Annotated in this window: 18 protein-coding genes; 3 read left to right on the top strand and 15 right to left on the bottom strand. The window is 67.9% G+C overall.

Features of this window, described 5'->3' with window-relative positions; genetic code table 11:
- Positions 1 to 37 precede the first annotated feature (37 nt).
- The 4 genes from FHU31_RS05570 to FHU31_RS05555 form a co-directional block, all read right to left on the bottom strand.
- Positions 38 to 1708 (bottom strand): bifunctional uroporphyrinogen-III C-methyltransferase/uroporphyrinogen-III synthase, encoded by a 1671-nt coding sequence (locus tag FHU31_RS05570; protein ID WP_167156580.1) that lies wholly within the window; start codon positions 1706 to 1708, stop codon positions 38 to 40.
- Positions 1705 to 2640, bottom strand: coding sequence for a hydroxymethylbilane synthase (hemC, locus tag FHU31_RS05565; RefSeq protein ID WP_167156578.1), 936 nt, complete (start codon positions 2638 to 2640; stop codon positions 1705 to 1707). The genes FHU31_RS05570 and hemC overlap by 4 nt, the downstream gene beginning before the upstream one ends.
- 28 nt (positions 2641 to 2668) lie before the next feature.
- Positions 2669 to 4030 carry a glutamyl-tRNA reductase gene (locus FHU31_RS05560; protein WP_167156576.1) on the bottom strand — a complete coding sequence of 454 codons (1362 nt, stop codon included), beginning with the start codon at positions 4028 to 4030 and terminating at the stop codon, positions 2669 to 2671.
- A 97-nt stretch (positions 4031 to 4127) separates the two neighbouring features.
- On the bottom strand, positions 4128 to 4406 hold the full coding sequence (locus FHU31_RS05555) for a glutaredoxin family protein (protein WP_167156574.1): 279 nt from the start codon (positions 4404 to 4406) through the stop codon (positions 4128 to 4130).
- A gap of 50 nt (positions 4407 to 4456) precedes the next feature.
- On the opposite strand from FHU31_RS05555, the gene FHU31_RS05550 reads away from it, so the two are divergent.
- Both FHU31_RS05550 and FHU31_RS05545 read left to right on the top strand, forming a co-directional pair.
- Positions 4457 to 5338, top strand: a complete 882-nt coding sequence (locus FHU31_RS05550; protein ID WP_409371221.1) for an HAD family hydrolase — start codon at positions 4457 to 4459, stop codon at positions 5336 to 5338.
- 14 nt (positions 5339 to 5352) lie between these two features.
- Positions 5353 to 5880 (top strand): FAS1-like dehydratase domain-containing protein, encoded by a 528-nt coding sequence (locus FHU31_RS05545; protein WP_167156572.1) that lies wholly within the window; start codon positions 5353 to 5355, stop codon positions 5878 to 5880.
- Here FHU31_RS05545 and FHU31_RS05540 read toward each other — a convergent pair whose 3' ends face one another.
- From FHU31_RS05540 to FHU31_RS05500, 9 genes are all read right to left on the bottom strand, one after another.
- Positions 5881 to 6945, bottom strand: a complete 1065-nt coding sequence (locus FHU31_RS05540; RefSeq protein ID WP_167156571.1) for a lysophospholipid acyltransferase family protein — start codon at positions 6943 to 6945, stop codon at positions 5881 to 5883. It lies immediately after the preceding gene.
- A 48-nt stretch (positions 6946 to 6993) separates the two neighbouring features.
- Positions 6994 to 8085: an NAD-dependent epimerase/dehydratase family protein gene (locus FHU31_RS05535; RefSeq protein WP_167156569.1), complete on the bottom strand. Its 1092-nt coding sequence runs from the start codon at positions 8083 to 8085 to the stop codon at positions 6994 to 6996.
- Between the two features lie 29 nt (positions 8086 to 8114).
- Entirely contained in the window at positions 8115 to 8216 is a 102-nt protein-coding gene (locus FHU31_RS05530; protein WP_003402602.1) for a 30S ribosomal protein bS22, read from the bottom strand.
- A 97-nt stretch (positions 8217 to 8313) separates the two neighbouring features.
- Complete coding sequence (locus tag FHU31_RS05525) at positions 8314 to 8544, bottom strand: cell division/environmental response transcriptional regulator (protein ID WP_167156567.1); 231 nt, start codon at positions 8542 to 8544, stop codon at positions 8314 to 8316.
- 139 nt (positions 8545 to 8683) lie between these two features.
- Positions 8684 to 9535, bottom strand: a complete 852-nt coding sequence (proC, locus tag FHU31_RS05520) for a pyrroline-5-carboxylate reductase (RefSeq protein WP_167156565.1) — start codon at positions 9533 to 9535, stop codon at positions 8684 to 8686.
- A 27-nt stretch (positions 9536 to 9562) separates the two neighbouring features.
- Positions 9563 to 10384 carry a thioesterase family protein gene (locus FHU31_RS05515; RefSeq protein WP_167156563.1) on the bottom strand — a complete coding sequence of 274 codons (822 nt, stop codon included), beginning with the start codon at positions 10382 to 10384 and terminating at the stop codon, positions 9563 to 9565.
- A gap of 31 nt (positions 10385 to 10415) precedes the next feature.
- Positions 10416 to 11273: a sugar phosphate isomerase/epimerase family protein gene (locus FHU31_RS05510; protein ID WP_167156561.1), complete on the bottom strand. Its 858-nt coding sequence runs from the start codon at positions 11271 to 11273 to the stop codon at positions 10416 to 10418.
- Positions 11274 to 11292: 19 nt separating this feature from the next.
- Entirely contained in the window at positions 11293 to 12366 is a 1074-nt protein-coding gene (locus FHU31_RS05505; protein WP_167156560.1) for an Rv0497 family membrane protein, read from the bottom strand.
- Positions 12363 to 13373 carry a Ppx/GppA family phosphatase gene (locus FHU31_RS05500; protein ID WP_167156558.1) on the bottom strand — a complete coding sequence of 337 codons (1011 nt, stop codon included), beginning with the start codon at positions 13371 to 13373 and terminating at the stop codon, positions 12363 to 12365. The genes FHU31_RS05505 and FHU31_RS05500 overlap by 4 nt, the downstream gene beginning before the upstream one ends.
- Positions 13374 to 13407: 34 nt before the next feature.
- Here FHU31_RS05500 and FHU31_RS05495 point away from each other — a divergent pair, with 34 nt between their 5' ends.
- Positions 13408 to 14208 carry a DUF3109 family protein gene (locus FHU31_RS05495; protein WP_263987994.1) on the top strand — a complete coding sequence of 267 codons (801 nt, stop codon included), beginning with the start codon at positions 13408 to 13410 and terminating at the stop codon, positions 14206 to 14208.
- 32 nt (positions 14209 to 14240) lie between these two features.
- Here FHU31_RS05495 and regX read toward each other — a convergent pair whose 3' ends face one another.
- Positions 14241 to 14927, bottom strand: a complete 687-nt coding sequence (gene regX / locus FHU31_RS05490; RefSeq protein WP_167156556.1) for a two-component sensory transduction protein RegX — start codon at positions 14925 to 14927, stop codon at positions 14241 to 14243.
- Between the two features lie 8 nt (positions 14928 to 14935).
- Positions 14936 to 16123: a sensor histidine kinase gene (locus tag FHU31_RS05485; RefSeq protein ID WP_167156554.1), complete on the bottom strand. Its 1188-nt coding sequence runs from the start codon at positions 16121 to 16123 to the stop codon at positions 14936 to 14938.
- Positions 16124 to 16234: the final 111 nt, after the last annotated feature.

Genomic DNA, 16234 nt, shown 5'->3' with positions numbered 1-16234 from the left:
GGCCTATGCCGTGGAAACACAGTCGGGATCCTGCCGGTTAGCGCCGGCGACTCTTCTTGCGCGGAGGCGGTAGCGCACCCTCGGCGCGCAACCGGGCGGCGTGTTCGGCGAGCGCTTCGACGAGCGGACCGACCGCGGCCGTCTCCGGCTGCACGTCCACCCGCAGACCGAATTCGGCAGCGGTTTCGGCCGTCTTGGGGCCGATGCAGGCCACGATGGTGCGGGCATGCGGCTTACCCGCGATACCGACCAGGTTGCGCACGGTGGAGCTGGAGGTGAAGCAGACCGCGTCGAAACCACCGGTCTTGATCATCTCGCGAGTGTGCGCCGGCGGCGGAGCGGCTCGGACCGTCCGGTAGGCGGTGACGTCCTCGATCTCCCAGCCCCGCTCGCGCAGACCCTCGGCCAGCGTCTCGGTGGCGATATCGGCGCGCGGCAGCAGCACCCGGTTCACCGGGTCGAAGATGTCGTCGTACTCCGGGAACTCGTCGAGCAGACCGAGCGACGACTGCTCACCGACGGGCACCAGTTCGGGGTTGATGCCGAAGGCACGCACCCGGTCGGCGGTGGCCTGACCGACACACGCGATCTTCACCCCGGAGAACGCGCGAGCGTCCAGACCGAATTCGTTGAACTTCTCCCACACGGCGCGCACGGCGTTGGTGGAGGTGAACACCACCCACTGGAACCGGCCGTCCACCAAACCCTTGACGGCCCTTTCCATTTGAGCCGGGCTGCGCGGCGGCTCGACGGCGATGGTGGGCACCTCGACCGGAAGTGCGCCGTGGCCGACCAGCTTGTCGCTCATCTCGCCGGCCTGGTCCTTGGTCCGGGGCACCAGCACGGTCCAGCCGTACAGGGCCCGGCTCTCCCACCAGTTCAGCTTGGCCCGGTTGGTCACGGTCTTGCCGATGGTGACCACCAGCGGCCCCGACAGCGGCCCCGGGGTTCCTCCGCTGACCTCGGCAGCCTGCTGAATTGCCTTGTCCCCCAAGCCCGAAAGCGTGGTCTCGACGGAATGCTGCTGGCAGGTGGTGCCATGCGCGGTGACGACGGCGGGTGTGCCCTCGGACAGGCCGTACTCGATGAGAGTGCGCGCGGCGTCGGGCAGGTGCGACGCCGTGGCGTGCAGGATCAGCGGGCCGGGCGCGGCGGCCAGCGCCGCCCAGTCCACGTCACCACGCACATCGGCGACGGTGTGTGACGAGCCCAGCGGCAGACCGGCGTAGGTCGGCACCGCAGTGGTGTCCGGCAGACCCGGCACGATCTCGAAGTTCAGGTGGGTCCGGGCCAGCGTGTTGACCTCGGTGATGACCGAATCCACCGACAGCGGATCACCGGCCACCAGGCGTACGACGTCCATGCCGTGCCGGGCCTCGTTGGCCAGGGTCTTGGCGACCTCGGCGGGATCGCCCAGCGCGGGCCGGACATCCGGGCCACCCGGGATGACCGGGGGCGCCGACTCGGTGGCGCCGTCAGAAGTCACAGCCGCGGCCTCGGGCTGCGGTCCAGACGGTGGCGGCAGCTCGGCACCCACCAGCGCCAGCACCGCATCGGGCACGTCGGGGTCGGTGAACACCAGTGCGGCGTTGGTCAGTACCGCGCGCGCCCGGCTGGTCAGCAGGCCGGGATCACCCGGACCGGACCCCACAAAGGTGATGCGGCCGGGCTTGATCTTGCGGCCTCGGGTCCCTGCGTGCCCAGTCATCTGTCACTCCGCTCAATTGCCAACACGTCTCGTGCACCCAGTTCGAACAGCTCCGCGGCCACCGAGAGCCCCAGCTCTCGTGCCCGCTCGGGGGACCCGATACCGGACGCACGGATCACGTCGGATCCGTCCAGCGCCGCCACGCATCCGCGCAGCGACAGCTCCTCGAAGACCCGGCCTTCCTCATCGATGGACTCGACCACTTCCGCGATCGCACCCACCGGCGCGGAACACCCCGCCTCCAGCTCGGCGAGCAGGGCTCGTTCAGCGGTGACCGCTGCGCGAGTGTCGGCGTCGTCCAGCTCCGCCAGCACCGCGGCAAGGTCGGTGTCACGTGCGCGGCATTCCACCGCGAGCGCGCCCTGAGCCGGTGCCGGCAACATCTGCACCGGTTCCAGGGACTCGGAGACATCAGCCAGCCGTCCGATGCGGGCCAGACCCGCCCGGGCGACGACGACGCCGTCGAGATCACCGCTACTTACCCTGTTCAACCTGGTGTCTAGGTTGCCTCGTAGGGGGCGGATTTCCAAACCGAGACCCAGTGCTCTAAGCTGCGCGGCCCGGCGCGGGCTCGACGTGCCGATCACCGAGCCCGCCGGCAACTCCCCCAGCACCAGGCCGTCGCGGGCCACCAGGGCATCCCTGGGGTCCTCTCGGCGCGGGATCGCCGCGATCGTGAAACGTTCATCGTGCGCGGTCGGCAAATCCTTGTAGGAGTGCACCGCCATGTCCACGCGGCCGTCATCGATGGCCTCGCGCAGAGCGGCGGTGAACACCCCGACGCCGATCTCGGCGATGGGGGCGTCCGACCGGTCGCCGTCGGTGCTGATGATGACCAACTCTGCGGGGTGTCCCAGCGCGATCAGTGCGTCGCGGATGACGCCGGCCTGGGTGGTCGCCAGCAGGCTACCCCGGGTGCCGATCCGGATCACGGTCTCAGCGTCTTCGCGAATGGCCAATCTACAACTCAGGCTTGTCGTTCTCGGTTGCGATCAAAGGCAATTCGCCGCCCGACACCGCATCGACAGCTTGTGGATCGAGCTCGAAGAGCTCGCGTAGCGCCTCGGCGTAGCTGTCGCCACCGGGCGCACCGGCCAGTTGCTTGACGCGCACGGTGGGGGCGTGCAGGAGCTTGTCGACGACGCGCCGGACCGTGCGGGCGACCTCGTCGCGGTGGGCCGAATCGAGGCCGGGCAACCGATTGTCCAGCCTCAGCAGTTCGGCCTCGACCACGTCGGCGGCGCGCTGACGTAGCGCCGTCACCGTCGGGGTGACCTCGGCCATGCGCTGGCTGGCCAGGTACTGGGCAACCTCGTTGGCGACGATGACACGGGCCGCCTCGGCATCGGAGGCGGCGCCCCGGGACGCCGGTTCGCGCTGGATACGGTCCATGTCGATGACATGCAGACCCGGGAGGCCGGCAACGGCGAGGTCGACATCGCGCGGCATACCCAGATCGCAGATCACCAACGGCCGGTCCCCGGTGGCTCCCGTGTTCCGCTGGGTCAGGGCGTGGTGCACATCGGCCAGGGAGACCACCGGACGCACCGCGCCGGTGCTGCTCATCACCACATCGGCGTCGACCAGGACCGACGAGATGTCATCGAGCACGTGCGCGTGTGCCTCGACGCCGAGTTCCTTGATGTTGTTGGCGAGGCGCCGGGCTCGCGGCAGCGAGCGGTTGACCACCTCGATACGCGCCACACCGGCCCGGACCAGGTGTTTGGCGGCCAGGGCACCCATCGAGCCGGCGCCGATCACGACGGCCGTCGTGCCGACCAACCCGCCGGGTATGCGTTTGGCGGCCATGTCCAGCGATACCGACACCACCGAGGCGCCCGCGCCGTCGATACCGGTCTCGGAGTGCACCCGCTTTCCGACGGACAGGGCGCGCTGGGACAGTTCGTGCAAGGTGCGGCCGACGGTGTGGTTGGCCTCGGCGGAGGCGTAGGCCCGACGCACCTGGCCCAGCACCTGCTGCTCACCCATCACCAGCGAGTCCAGGCCGCTCGTCACCGCGAAGAGGTGCTCGACGGCGGCCTCGGCGTACCGCACGTAGGCGTACTTGGTGAGGTCGTTCAGACCCATCCCGGAGTGCTCCGAGAGCACCTGGCCGATCACCGACAAGCCACCGTGGAACGCCTCGACGACCGCGTAGACCTCGACCCGGTTGCACGTCGAGAGCACCATGGCCTCGGTCACCAGGGAGGATTGCAGCACCTGATCGATGATCTTGGCCTGATCGGACTCATCGGTACTCAACTGCTCGAGTACGGATACCGGCGCACTTCGGTGCGAGACCCCGAATAGCAGCACGCTCACGGCATCATCACCTAGGTTTCTCCCCGTCGCCTCGCTCGCCCGGACCAGGTCCAAAGTAGCCGTTTACCAGCCCCCCTACCAAATTTGCTGTACCGGTTCAGCTCGGGTCTACCCCCAACCCGCCGGACTCCAGATCCGCACGCAGCCGCTGCTCATCCACTTCCCAGTAGCTGTGCTCGACACCGTCGAGCAGCACCACCGGCACCCGATCCCCGAACTCGCTGCGCAGCGAAGGATCGCCGGCGACGGCAGCCTGGTCCACATCGGTGGCCGTCCAGGTGAAGCCCAACTCGTCGGCCAGTGCGGCCAGTGTCTGCGCCGCCCGTTCGCAAATGCTGCACCCCGACCGGGTGAGCAACACCACCTCATGCTCCACGCCACCAGTATCGGCGGCGGGTCTGGACTGCCGTGACTTAGGGTTGTGTCGTGTCCGAGTCCGGTGCCGCCGATATCGACGGGGTCGAGAGCGCGTTCGAGAGTGCCGAGGCGCTGGCCGGGGAAGCCAGCGCCGAAGCTGCCCTCACCCCGCCCCCACCGCCGCCGCCGGATCTCACCGCGGCCGCGTTCTTCGATGTCGACAACACCCTGGTGCACGGCTCTTCGCTGGTGCACTTCGCCCGCGGGCTGGCCGCACGCAAGTACTTCACCTATCAGGACATCCTCGGAATCGTCTACGCGCAGGCCAAATTCCAGTTCACCGGCAAAGAGAACAGCGACGACGTCGCGGCCGGGCGGCGCAAAGCCCTGGCCTTCATCGAGGGCCGGTCCACCGCCGAACTGGCCGCCCTCGGCGAAGAGATCTACGACGAGATCATCGTCGACAAGATCTGGCCCGGCACCCGTGAGCTGGCGCAGATGCACCTGGACGCTGGCCAACAGGTGTGGCTGGTCACCGCCACGCCCTACGAGTTGGCCGCGACCATCGCCAGCAGGCTGGGCCTGACCGGCGCCTTGGGCACCGTCGCCGAATCGGTCGACGGGGTGTTCACCGGCCGGCTGGTCGGGGATATCCTGCACGGCCCGGGCAAGGCGCACGCGGTCCGCTCGCTGGCCATCCGGGAAGGCCTCAACCTGCGGCGCTGCACCGCGTATTCGGACAGCTTCAACGATGTGCCGATGCTGTCCCTGGTGGGTACCGCGGTGGCGATCAATCCCGACGCGGCACTGCGCGACGTTGCTCGGGAACGTGGTTGGGAGATCCGCGACTTCCGCACCGCACGCAAGGCCGCCCGGATCGGCGTGCCATCTGCGCTGGCCCTGGGTGCGGTGGGCGGGGCGCTGGCAGCGGTTGCGTCCCGGCGCCGCTGATAGGCTCTTCCGCCATGGGCATTGCGGAGAACATCATCGGAACCCACTACCGCTCCCCCGATTTTTTCGAGGTGGGCCGGGAAAAGGTCCGGGAGTTCGCCACTGCCGTGCAGGACTTCCACCCGGCGCACCATTCCGAGGAAGCCGCGGCCGAAGCGGGCCACGACACCATCGTCGCCTCACTGACCTTCCTGGCGGTGGCCGGGCGGCGGGTGCAGCTCGAGTTGTTCGAGAACTTCGACGTGCCGATCAACCTGGAACGGGTGCTGCATCGCGACCAGAAGCTGATCTTCCACCGTCCCATCAAGGTCGGCGACAAGCTGTGGTTCGACTCCTACCTCGACTCGGTGATCGAGTCGCACGGCACCGTGATCTGCGAGGTCAGGGCCGAGGTGACCGATAACGACGGCGCGCCCGTGGCCACCAGCATCGTCACGATGCTCGGCGAGGCACAGATCGACGAGGCCAACGAGATGAGCGCGCAGATCGCCGCCGCCCGCGACGCCGCCATCGCCAAGATGGTGGCCGGTCAGAAAGGCTGATCAGCCCAGGAACGTGTTCCGGCGGCCGGCGAGCAGCTGGTAGAGCGTGTGCTGGATGGTCTCGCGGACATGGTCGGTGAGTTCGAACGTCACCATCGGATCCTCGGCCGCCGTCTCCTCGTAGCCCTCGGTGGAGATGGGCTCGCCGAACTGGATATGCCATTTCGACGGCAGCGGCACCACTCCGAGCGGGCCGGCCAACGGGAACAACGGCGTCACCGGGAAGTACGGCAGGCCGAACAGCCGGGCGAGCATCTTGATATCGCCGATCTTGGGATAGATCTCCTCGGAACCGACGATCGAGCACGGCACGATCGGCGCCTGCGCGCGCAGCGCCGCCGACACGAATCCGCCGCGGCCGAACCGCTGCAGTTTGTAGCGGTCCTTGAACGGCTTGCCGAGGCCCTTGAAACCCTCCGGGAACACCGCCGTCAGTTCACCGGCGGCCAGCAGCCGGTGCGCGTCCGAGGCGCACGCGACGGTGTGGCCGGCCTTGCGTGCCGCCTGGCCGACCACCGGTAGATCGAACACCAGGTCGGCAGCCAGCAGACGCAGATCGCGGCGCAGCGGGTGATGGTCGTGGACGGCGACCGAGGCCATCAGACCGTCGAACGGCAATACGCCGGCGTGGTTGGCCACGATCAGGGCGGCGCCCTCCAACGGAAGGTTTTCGATCCCGCTGACCTCAACACGGAACCACGACTTGAAAAACACTCGCAGTAAAGGCATTACGACCGCGTTGGTCAGGTGCGGGTCGAACCCGAACTCGTCGACGGCGTAGTCGCCGGTCATCCGCTTGGTGACGAAATCCGCGACAGCGGTGATGGCTTTGGACAGTTCGTTGGGAGCGTCCTGCTCGTCGCCGGGCGTGACGCCGCGGTGCTGGTCGATCTCCCGCACGACCGCGGCGATCTGTTCGGCCGAGGCGCGGGTACCGGGATCGGTCAGCAGGGACGGATGCCGGCGGGCGCTGTCCGCGCGCTGGGCGGCCCGGCGCTGCGCAGCCGCAGAGCGACCCGAATTCGAATGCAGCGGAATCACTTTCGCTTTTGATTCACCCGCCACGTCGTTACCTTCTCCCCGCCCCAGTTGGAGTATCAGACCCGACCGCCGCTAACGCCCCCATCGCTGCGCGACTGCAGTGGCTCGGCTCTCCATTGAGCGTACCCATTTCGGGTCGATGATCGGCGTCAATCCACGGCCACGCACGTAGTCGTCGAATGCCTCCACAGTGGTCCACTTGGGGCTGTAACCTAGGTCGTTGCGCATCCGCGCGGTGTCCATGACCCGGCCATAGCTCAAGTAGTTCAACTGCTCGCGATCGAGCTCAGTGTAACTGGTTGCGCGCCTCAGTGAATCGACGACTTGAAGCGCCGAACGCGGGACCGGCAGCGCCACCCGCCCCGACCGGCGGATCGCCTGGCTCATCATGATGATGCCCGAACCGCCCACGTTGAAGGTGCCCGCCCGGCCCGCCATGGTGGCGCGCTCCAGCACACCGAGGGCATCCTGCTCGTGCAGGAGCTGCAGTCGTGCGTCATGACCGAGCACCGAGGGCACCACCGGACCGGCGAGATACCGCGAGAGCGCGGTGTCCATCGCCGGGCCGATCATGTTGGCCAGCCGCAGGATCGTCAGCGCGATATCGGGCCGACGCCTGGCCAGGCCACGCGCGTACCCCTCGATATCGATGCTGTCCCGGGCGAACCCCTCCCCGAGGGGACGCCGCGCGCTGCCGTCCTCGGTGAACAGCACCGGATCCCGCGCACTCGCCCCGTACACCTCAGAGGTGGACTTGAGCACCACCCGCCGCACGGTCGGAGCCTTCTGACAGGCCGCGAACAGCTGGATCGCGCCCATCACGTTGAGCTCTTTGAGAGTGGCCCGACCGCCGGCCCGCGGTGCATAGGACGCCGCCGCGGCATGCACGACGGTGTCCACATTGCCGTTTCGGATGACCTTGGCGATGAACGGGTTCCGGATGTCGGCGCGGACGAACTCCGCGCGCCCCATCCGGCGCAACAAATCCTTGCTGGGAGCGATCGCGTCGACCGCGATGACGTGGTCGATCGCCGGGTTCTGGGCCAGGCGCGCCGTCAGGTAGCCACCGAGAAACCGGCACGCACCCGTGACCAGGACCACCTTGGGGTGGTCTGAGCGGTCAGCGGTGGCGTCCCGGTGATCACCGGATCCCTGGCTATCCATTCAGGCGAGCCTACCGAGAAACTGGAAGGCTACTTACCGAGTTTTCTGCGCTGAACCCGTGTACGGCGAAGCAGCTTGCGGTGCTTCTTCTTCGACATGCGCTTACGCCGCTTCTTGATGACTGAACCCATGAACTCCGCTACCTACGAATGAAGGACTGACCGGGTTACTTTACCCGGGCAGGCCCGTGATGATGAAAACGCATCCCGCCCCATGGGCAGGGAGACCTCAGCCTGCGCTGAAGTACGACGTCTCCAGAAGGTCGTGAACCGCCTTTGCGTGCACGCGGAACGACCGTCCGACCCGCACCGCCGGCAACTCGCCGTTGTGCACCAGTCGGTAGACCGTCATCTTGCTGACCCGCATCAGGCTGGCCACCTCGGCAACGGTCAAAAATTGAGCTTTAGGCTGGCCATCGCCAGCCGAATCCCGCGCCGATGGCCCGTTCATTGACGTCATCGCTACCCAATCCTTAAGGCACGGCCAGTTCCAGCGGCTTCCCCACCGTTGGCACGAACGCGTGCATACAACGAGGAGAATAGCGTGGCCATTGGGGTTATTGCGACGGGTGTGGGGTAATCCGTCCGAAATTCTTGAATTACTCTGATGTAATTCCTAGCTGCTCAGAGCGTGTTTTCGCAGCTGCGACCGCGTCGGCCACCGCGGCCCGCAGGCCTCCGCGTTCGAGTTCGCGCAGCCCAGCTGCGGTGGTACCACCCGGTGAGGTCACGATAGCCCGCAACTGGGCCGCGGTGGTGTCCAATGCGGTATCTGGTGCGCTGTCCAGACGGTCCAGCAGCATCGCTGCCGAGCCCGCCATCGTCTGTGACACCAGATCGGTGGCGACCCCGCGCGACAGACCCGCCGCGACTGCCGCGTCGACGAGGGCCTCGACCATCAGGAAGAAATACGCCGGACCGGATCCCGATACCGCGGTGACGGCGTCGAGCTGGACCTCCGGCACCGTCAGCACCCCACCCACGGTGTGGAAGATCGCCGACACCTCCTTGAGGTGCTCGTCGGTGGCGAACCGGCCGCGCGAGAGCGCGCTCACCCCGCCACCGACCACCATCGGCGCGTTGGGCATCACCCTGATCACCGGCGCACCCGCCGGCAGTTTGGACTCGTAGAACGAGGTGCTGACACCCGCCGCGACACTCACGACGACCTGGTCCTCGCTGTTGTCATCGGCCTTGGCGACCGCCCCGGCGATCTCGCCGATGGCCGCGTCCACGTCGGCGGGTTTGACCGCGACGATCACGTAGGTGGCGTTCTCGGCGGCGTCCGCCACCGAGGTGACCAGCACTGAATAGGTGTCGGCCAGATATTTGGCCCGTTCCGGGAACTTCTCCGCGACGACCAGATCCTTGACCTGGCGGCCGGCTCGTAGCAGACCCGAGAGCAGCGCTTCGCCGATGCTGCCCCCGCCGATGATTGCAATCCTTGGCACGGGTCAAAGCATTGCACGGCGCCGCGGTCAGGACTGGCTGGGCACCAACGCGAGTTGCCGCGCCTGCACCACGATGCGGCCCTCGCAGTCGACCACGATGTGGTCCTCGTCGAACCACTCCTGGCCGATCTGAGTGGTGGTGCACAGCACCCGCAGCCAGCCGTCGGCCGGCAGTGCCCGCACAAAGGCCGTCAGCTGCACCGTGGGCGCCCAACCGAACCGGTTGACCCCGTAGGTGACCGGGGCCGACACATCGCCGCACAGGAGCGCGAACAGCACGTCCGGCGCCGCACCCCGGGGCCGCACCCAGTACTCGATCACCGGCGGTCCACCGTCGGCCCGCGGCGCCATGGTGGTCAGCGACGGACGGATGTCGCAGCCACGGGCGAGATGCACGATATCGGCCATCGGATGACCCGGCCCGATCGGCTCGAGCCCGGGCGGCGGCTCCGGTGTCATCAGCGGCACCACCGGGTTCACCGAAAGCAGCGGTGGCACAGCGCGTTCGGGCACACCGAGGGTGATCGCCGCCCGCACGGCCACCCGCTCCCCCTGTTTCAGCTCCACATCGACCAGGCTGATCCGGCGCCCCCGCTTGCGCACCAGGGTGTGCACCTGCAGCGGGCCCGGATCCGGGGCCCAGAGAAAATTTCCCGATACCGCAATCGGTTCCACGCCGGTATCGATCCCCCGGTCGCTGCGCTCTCCCCCACCGGCCAGGCCGAACTCCGTCCGCGCCGCGTTGGCGCACAGCGCCAGCATGGCCCCACCGTGCACCTTGGGCCCGATGGTCCAGTTCTCGTCGAGCACGCCGTGGTAGACGCCGGCACCGGCCGATGTCAGCGACATCGCCTCACTGAACAACACCGTCACAACACCGTCACCGCAGCAGGTGCTCCCTGGCGAAGGTCAACGATTCGACCAGCAGCGCCTCACGGTCGGCGGCGGTGCGGGCCTGCGAGGTCGTGACCTCAAGGATGACGTGCCCGGTGAAATCGCTGGCGGCCAGCATCCGGCAGATCTCCGCCGCCGGCTGGGTTCCGCGCCCCGGCACCAGGTGCTCGTCGGTCGAGGCACCGCTGCCGTCGCACAGGTGCAGATGCGCCAGGCCCCCCAGACTGCCGATGCCCATCCGCTGTGCCATCTCCAGGGCGTCGGTGCCCGCGGTGGCGCTGTGCGACAGGTCGAGCGTGTAGTGCGCATGGCCCCCGTCGAGGGGGTCGTAGGACGGCGCGAAGGCCGAGATGCCGGGTCCGGGGTGGCCGCCGCGTTTGCGCATCCGCTCGATCGACGGCGCCCCGGTGCCCCAGAACCGGTCGGCGCGGAACGGGAACATGTTCTCCACGGCGACCAGCACATCGCTGCTGCTCTCCAGCTCCGCGACCTGCTCGGAGAAGCCTTCGGCGTACCGGCGCTGCCAACGGAAGGGCGGATGCACCACCACGGTCTGGGCGCCCAGCTGCTCGGCGGACCGCACGCTGCGTTCCAGTTTGGAGATCGGGTTGGCCCCCCACACGCGCTGCGAGATCAACAGGCAGGGGGCGTGCACGGACAGCACCGGGATGCCGTATCGCTTCGACAGCGCAGCGACGGCGTCGATATCTTGGCTGACCGGCTCGGCCCACACCATCAGCTCGACGCCGTCGTAACCCAGGCGTGCGGCGTAGTCGAAGGCCGCCTCGGTCCGCAACGGGTACACCGAGGCAGTCGAAAGACCGACCTTGATGGCAGGGCGCACTGTGTCTTCTGGAATCCGGTCAGGTGGACTGCAGCAGGGCCAGCGGTCCGAGCGTCACCAATGCCCCGACCGCCACCGCGATCAGCGTGCTGGCGATGTCCTCGGTCCTGCGCACCACGCGCACACCGACCACCAGGCCGAGGATGACCAGAACCGACAGCACCAGGGCGACGATGTTGTTCCACTTCCACAGCTGGTCGAAGGCCACGAACAAACCGGCGCCGAACGCGACGGCGAAGATGCTCTGCGCGACGATCCACACCCCGGTCAGGAACGGCGATCGGGTCTTGGCCGGTTCCTCGTCCAGATCCTCGTCGAGGTCGCCGGTGACGACCGCCGTATCCGCCAGCGTCGCGGCTCCGTCGGACCCGTCCAGGTCGATGCTCTCCGGCCCCGGAGTCCGCGGCCGGCGCGCCACATCGTCGGCGACGGTGTCCCCGCCGAAGAGCGTGTCCGCCGACGAGCGCAGGTAGGACGGCAGTGCGGCCGTGGCGTCGGTGTCGGCGCGGGACTCGACGGCGACATCCTCGTCGTCGATCAGCGGATCCGGGCTCATCTCCTCGGCCCCGCCCGCGGGCAGCGCCGCGGATCGCCGCAGGCCGTGGTGGGTCCGATGGGCTCGAGGATCGAACACCAGCGGCTCGAACTCGGCGGCCCGCTGCTGCACGTGCGCCTCGTAGTCGGCTTCGGCCGCCTTTTCCGGAGTTTCCTCGTGCGGCTCGGCGGGCTCTTCTGCGACCTTGGCGTCTTCGGGGGCCTCCTCGGACGTCTCTGCCGTCTCGGACGTTTCGGCCGCCTCGGTTGCGCCCTCGGTTGTGGCCTCGGTGACCTGGGGTTCGAGCGCGGACTGCGCCTCGGCGGCGACATCCGCGTCGATCGCCTCCTGCTCGGCGTCGATCGCCTGGTGCTCGTCGGTGCGGAAGTTGACGATCGGGATCTCACCGGTGAGTTCGGCAACCGTGACGGCATCGGCGTTGCCGCGGCGTCGCCGCCGGCGGCCGCCGGGCGACGGAGCGCCGATGCTGCCATTCTTGGCCAGCAGCTCCGCCACCGAGATGGGGCGGGTGCTGGTGGTGTCGTTCGGTTCAGTCATCGTGTGTTGCCTTTGGGCCGGGAAGCGCGGGATACCGATCCTGACGCTGGTGACAATGCGGTCTCCACCAAGGCTGTGCCGTCGGCCTCACTGTCGAGTTTCCGCAGAATCAACCCTTCTCGCAACGCCCAGGGACAGATCTCCACCGTCTCGATACCCAGCGCGCGCATACTCGCCTCAGCTACCAGCGCGCCGGCCACGATCTGTGGCGCCCGTTCGGCACTCACCCCCTCCAGCTCGGCTCGGTCGGCCGTAGTCATCCTAGAGATGAACGCTATGAGCTGCCGCAATCCCGCCGCGGTCAACGTGCGTTTGGCCCGCGGCCCCGCCGCCGACGGCGCCGCGCCGGTCAGTCGCGCCAGCGAACGGAAGGTCTTCGACGTGGCGACGGCCAGGTCCGGGCTGCCCGCCGCCTGGATCGTCGACCCGGCCTCCGACATCTCGGTGGCCAGCCAGTCGCGCAGCGCCGCAACCTTGCGCCGGCCCGGTGGATCGTCGGCCAGCCACTCCCGGGTCAGCCGTCCGGCGCCCAGCGGAAGGGACAGCGCCACCTCGGGCTCCTCGTCCACGCCGGTGGACAGCTCCAGTGAGCCCCCGCCGATATCGATGTTGATGATCCGGCCCGCGCTCCAGCCGTACCAGCGGCGCACCGCCAGGAAGGTCAGCCGGGATTCGTCGACGCCGCTGAGCACCCGCAGCGACACCCCGGCTTCGGTCTGCACCCGGGCCAGCACGTCCTCGGAGTTGGTGGCATCCCGAACCGCCGAGGTGGCGAAGGCCATCAGCTCGGCGCAGCCGGAGCTGGTGGCGATGCTCGCGAACTCGGTGACGGTGTCCACCAGCTTGTCCGCGCCCTTGCGGGTCAGCTTGCCCGACGAGTCGATCGACTCGGCCAGCCGCAGCGCCGCCTTGGTGGAACTCATCGGCGTGGGGTGCCCGCCACGGCGCGCATCCACCACCAACAGGTGAACCGTATTGCTGCCTACGTCCAGCACGCCCAATCGCACGCGCACCACGTTAGTGGGTTTACCGTTTACTTCCGTGAGCACATCGCACGTCGGCGGTTTGGGAGGCAGCCTTGGGAATGAAGTCGAACTCGACTTTGCCCGCGAATGGGTGGAGTTCTTCGACCCCGACAATCCCCAACACGTCATCGCCGCGGACCTGACATGGCTGCTGTCGCGATGGACGTGCGTCTTCGGTACACCGGCGTGCCAGGGCACCGTGGCCGGCCGGCCCGACGACGGTTGCTGCTCGCACGGGGCGTTCCTGTCCGATGACGACGACCGGGCCGGTCTCGACGATGCGGTGAAGACCCTCACCGACGACGACTGGCAGTTCCGGGACAAAGGCCTGGGCCGTAAGGGCTACCTGGAAATGGACGAGTACGACGGCAAACCCAATCTGCGCACCCGCAAGTACAAGGGCGCCTGCATCTTCCTGAATCGTCCCGGCTTTGCCGGTGGTATCGGTTGCGCCTTGCACAGCAAGGCACTGAAGCTGGGCGTGGAACCGCTGACGATGAAGCCGGAGGTCTGCTGGCAGCTGCCGATCCGGCGCACCCAGGAATGGGTGACCCGACCGGACGGCACCGACATCCTCAAGACCACGATCACCGAATACGACCGGCGCGGCTGGGGCGAAGGCGGCGCCGACCTGCACTGGTACTGCACCGGCGATCCCGCGGCACATGTCGGGGCACGACCGGTGTGGCAGTCCTACGCCCCCGAGCTCACGGAGCTGCTGGGCGAGAAGGCGTACGCGGAACTCGCCGCCATGTGCAAGCGGCGGGGCATGCTCGGGCTCATCGCGGTACACCCCGCGACCCGCGCCGCGGAGTAGCCCGGCGGCTGGTCCACACGTTGCTGGACCGGTTACCCTTCGAGCTTGTAGCCCAGCCCACGCACCGTCACCAAGTGCACCGGGTTCGCCGGGTCGGCCTCGATCTTGCTGCGCAGCCGCTTGACATGCACATCGAGGGTCTTGGTGTCACCGACGTAGTCCGCACCCCAGACCCGGTCGATCAGCTGGCCACGGGTCAGCACCCGGCCGCTGTTGCGCATCAGGTACTCCAGCAGGTCGAACTCCTTGAGCGGAAGCGTGATCGCCTCACCGTTCACGCTGACCACATGGCGCTCCACGTCCATCCGGACGGGGCCTGCCTCCAGCACTCCGTCACCGGACCCGGCCTCTTCGTTGTCGGTACCGCGCCGCAGCACCGCGCGGATACGGGCGATGAGCTCACGGGCCGAGTACGGCTTGGTGACGTAATCGTCGGCACCCAGCTCGAGGCCGACCACCTTGTCGATCTCACTGTCCCGCGCGGTCACCATGATGACCGGCACGCTGGACCGGGAGCGCAGCTGCTTACAGACATCGGTGCCACTCATCCCCGGCAGCATCAGGTCCAGCAGGACGATATCCGCGCCCACCCGCTCGAACTCCGCGAGAGCCGACGGGCCGTCGGAGACCACCGTGGCCTCGAACCCCTCCTTGCGCAGCAGAAAGGCCAACGGATCGGCCAGGGATTCTTCGTCTTCTACGATCAGGACACTGGTCATCGGTATTGCTAATCCTCTCGGTGATCTCGTTCGTACGAGTCGTCGTCGGTGTCGGGGTATGCGGGAATCGACAGGGTGAACGTCGAGCCGGTGCCCGGCTGACTCCACAGCCGGATGGTGCCGTTGTGGTTGGCGGCGACATGCTTGACGATCGCCAGCCCCAGACCGGTGCCTCCGGTGGCCCGCGATCGCGCCTTGTCCACCCGGAAGAACCGTTCGAAGACCCGCTCCTGATCGGCGCGGGCGATGCCGATACCGCGATCGGTGACGGCGATCTCGATATCGTTACCGCGCCTGCGCCGGCTGATCGACACACCCGAGCCGTGCGGGGAGTACGCGATCGCATTGGACACCAGGTTCGCGATGGCGGTCACCAGCAGACCCTGGTCGCCCAGGACGCGGTAACCGGTCGGCGCGTCGGTGGTGATGGCGATATCGGCCATATCGGCGGACACCTTGTGCCGGGACAGCGCCTCCGAGACGACGGTGTCGACTTCGACGACCTCCAGGTCGGGCAGGGGTTCGGCGCCCTGCAACCGGGACAGTTCGATCAGTTCGCCCACCATGCTGGCCAGCCGGTGGGATTCGACGAGCATCTTGTCGGCGAACCGGCGCACGGTCTCGGGGTCGTCGGCGGACGCCTGCAGCGCCTCGGCGAGCACCCCCATGGCGCCCACCGGGGTCTTGAGCTCATGGCTGACGTTGGCGACGAAGTCCCGCCGGGTGGCCTCCATCCGCGCCTGCTCGGACTGATCCCCGACGAACACGACGGCGAAGCGCCGGTCTTCCTCGGTGAGCAGCCGCACGTGACCACGCACCGACAGGCCGGATCGTCCGGTGGGGGTGCGTTTGCGGGGCGACAGGTCGATATCGACATCGTCGCCGCTGGACAGGCAGCGTTGCACGGCCTGCCAGGCGCGTTCGTCGAGCAACCGGTCACGTACCAGGCCCAGTTCGGCCGCCTGCTCGTTCATGTAGACGACATCGCGGAACGCGTCGACCACGACGATGCCCATCGGCGAAAGCCCCACCACATGACTGAGCATCTGGGACACGGTGATGCCGCCCTGCTCCGCCTCACGACGTGCACGCCGTTGCTGCCGCACCCGGGAGATGACGGCTCCCGCCGCCACGCCGACTCCGAGCGCGAGCAGCGACACGGCTGCTGTCAGCAGCAGCACGGAGGCCACACTCACGCGGAAATCGTACGCATCCGGTGAACGCCATCCCAGCAGCGTGAGGCCAAATCGGGACAAGTCACACAAGCAAACACAGGAGTTCGGCCCGCGTTCACCTGAGTTAACCGG

This window comes from Mycolicibacterium fluoranthenivorans (genome assembly GCF_011758805.1).
GTDB classification, from domain to species: Bacteria; Actinomycetota; Actinomycetes; order Mycobacteriales; family Mycobacteriaceae; genus Mycobacterium; species Mycobacterium fluoranthenivorans.
Note: the sequence above shows the minus strand (reverse complement) of the source record. Positions and strands in the feature narration are given on the sequence as shown.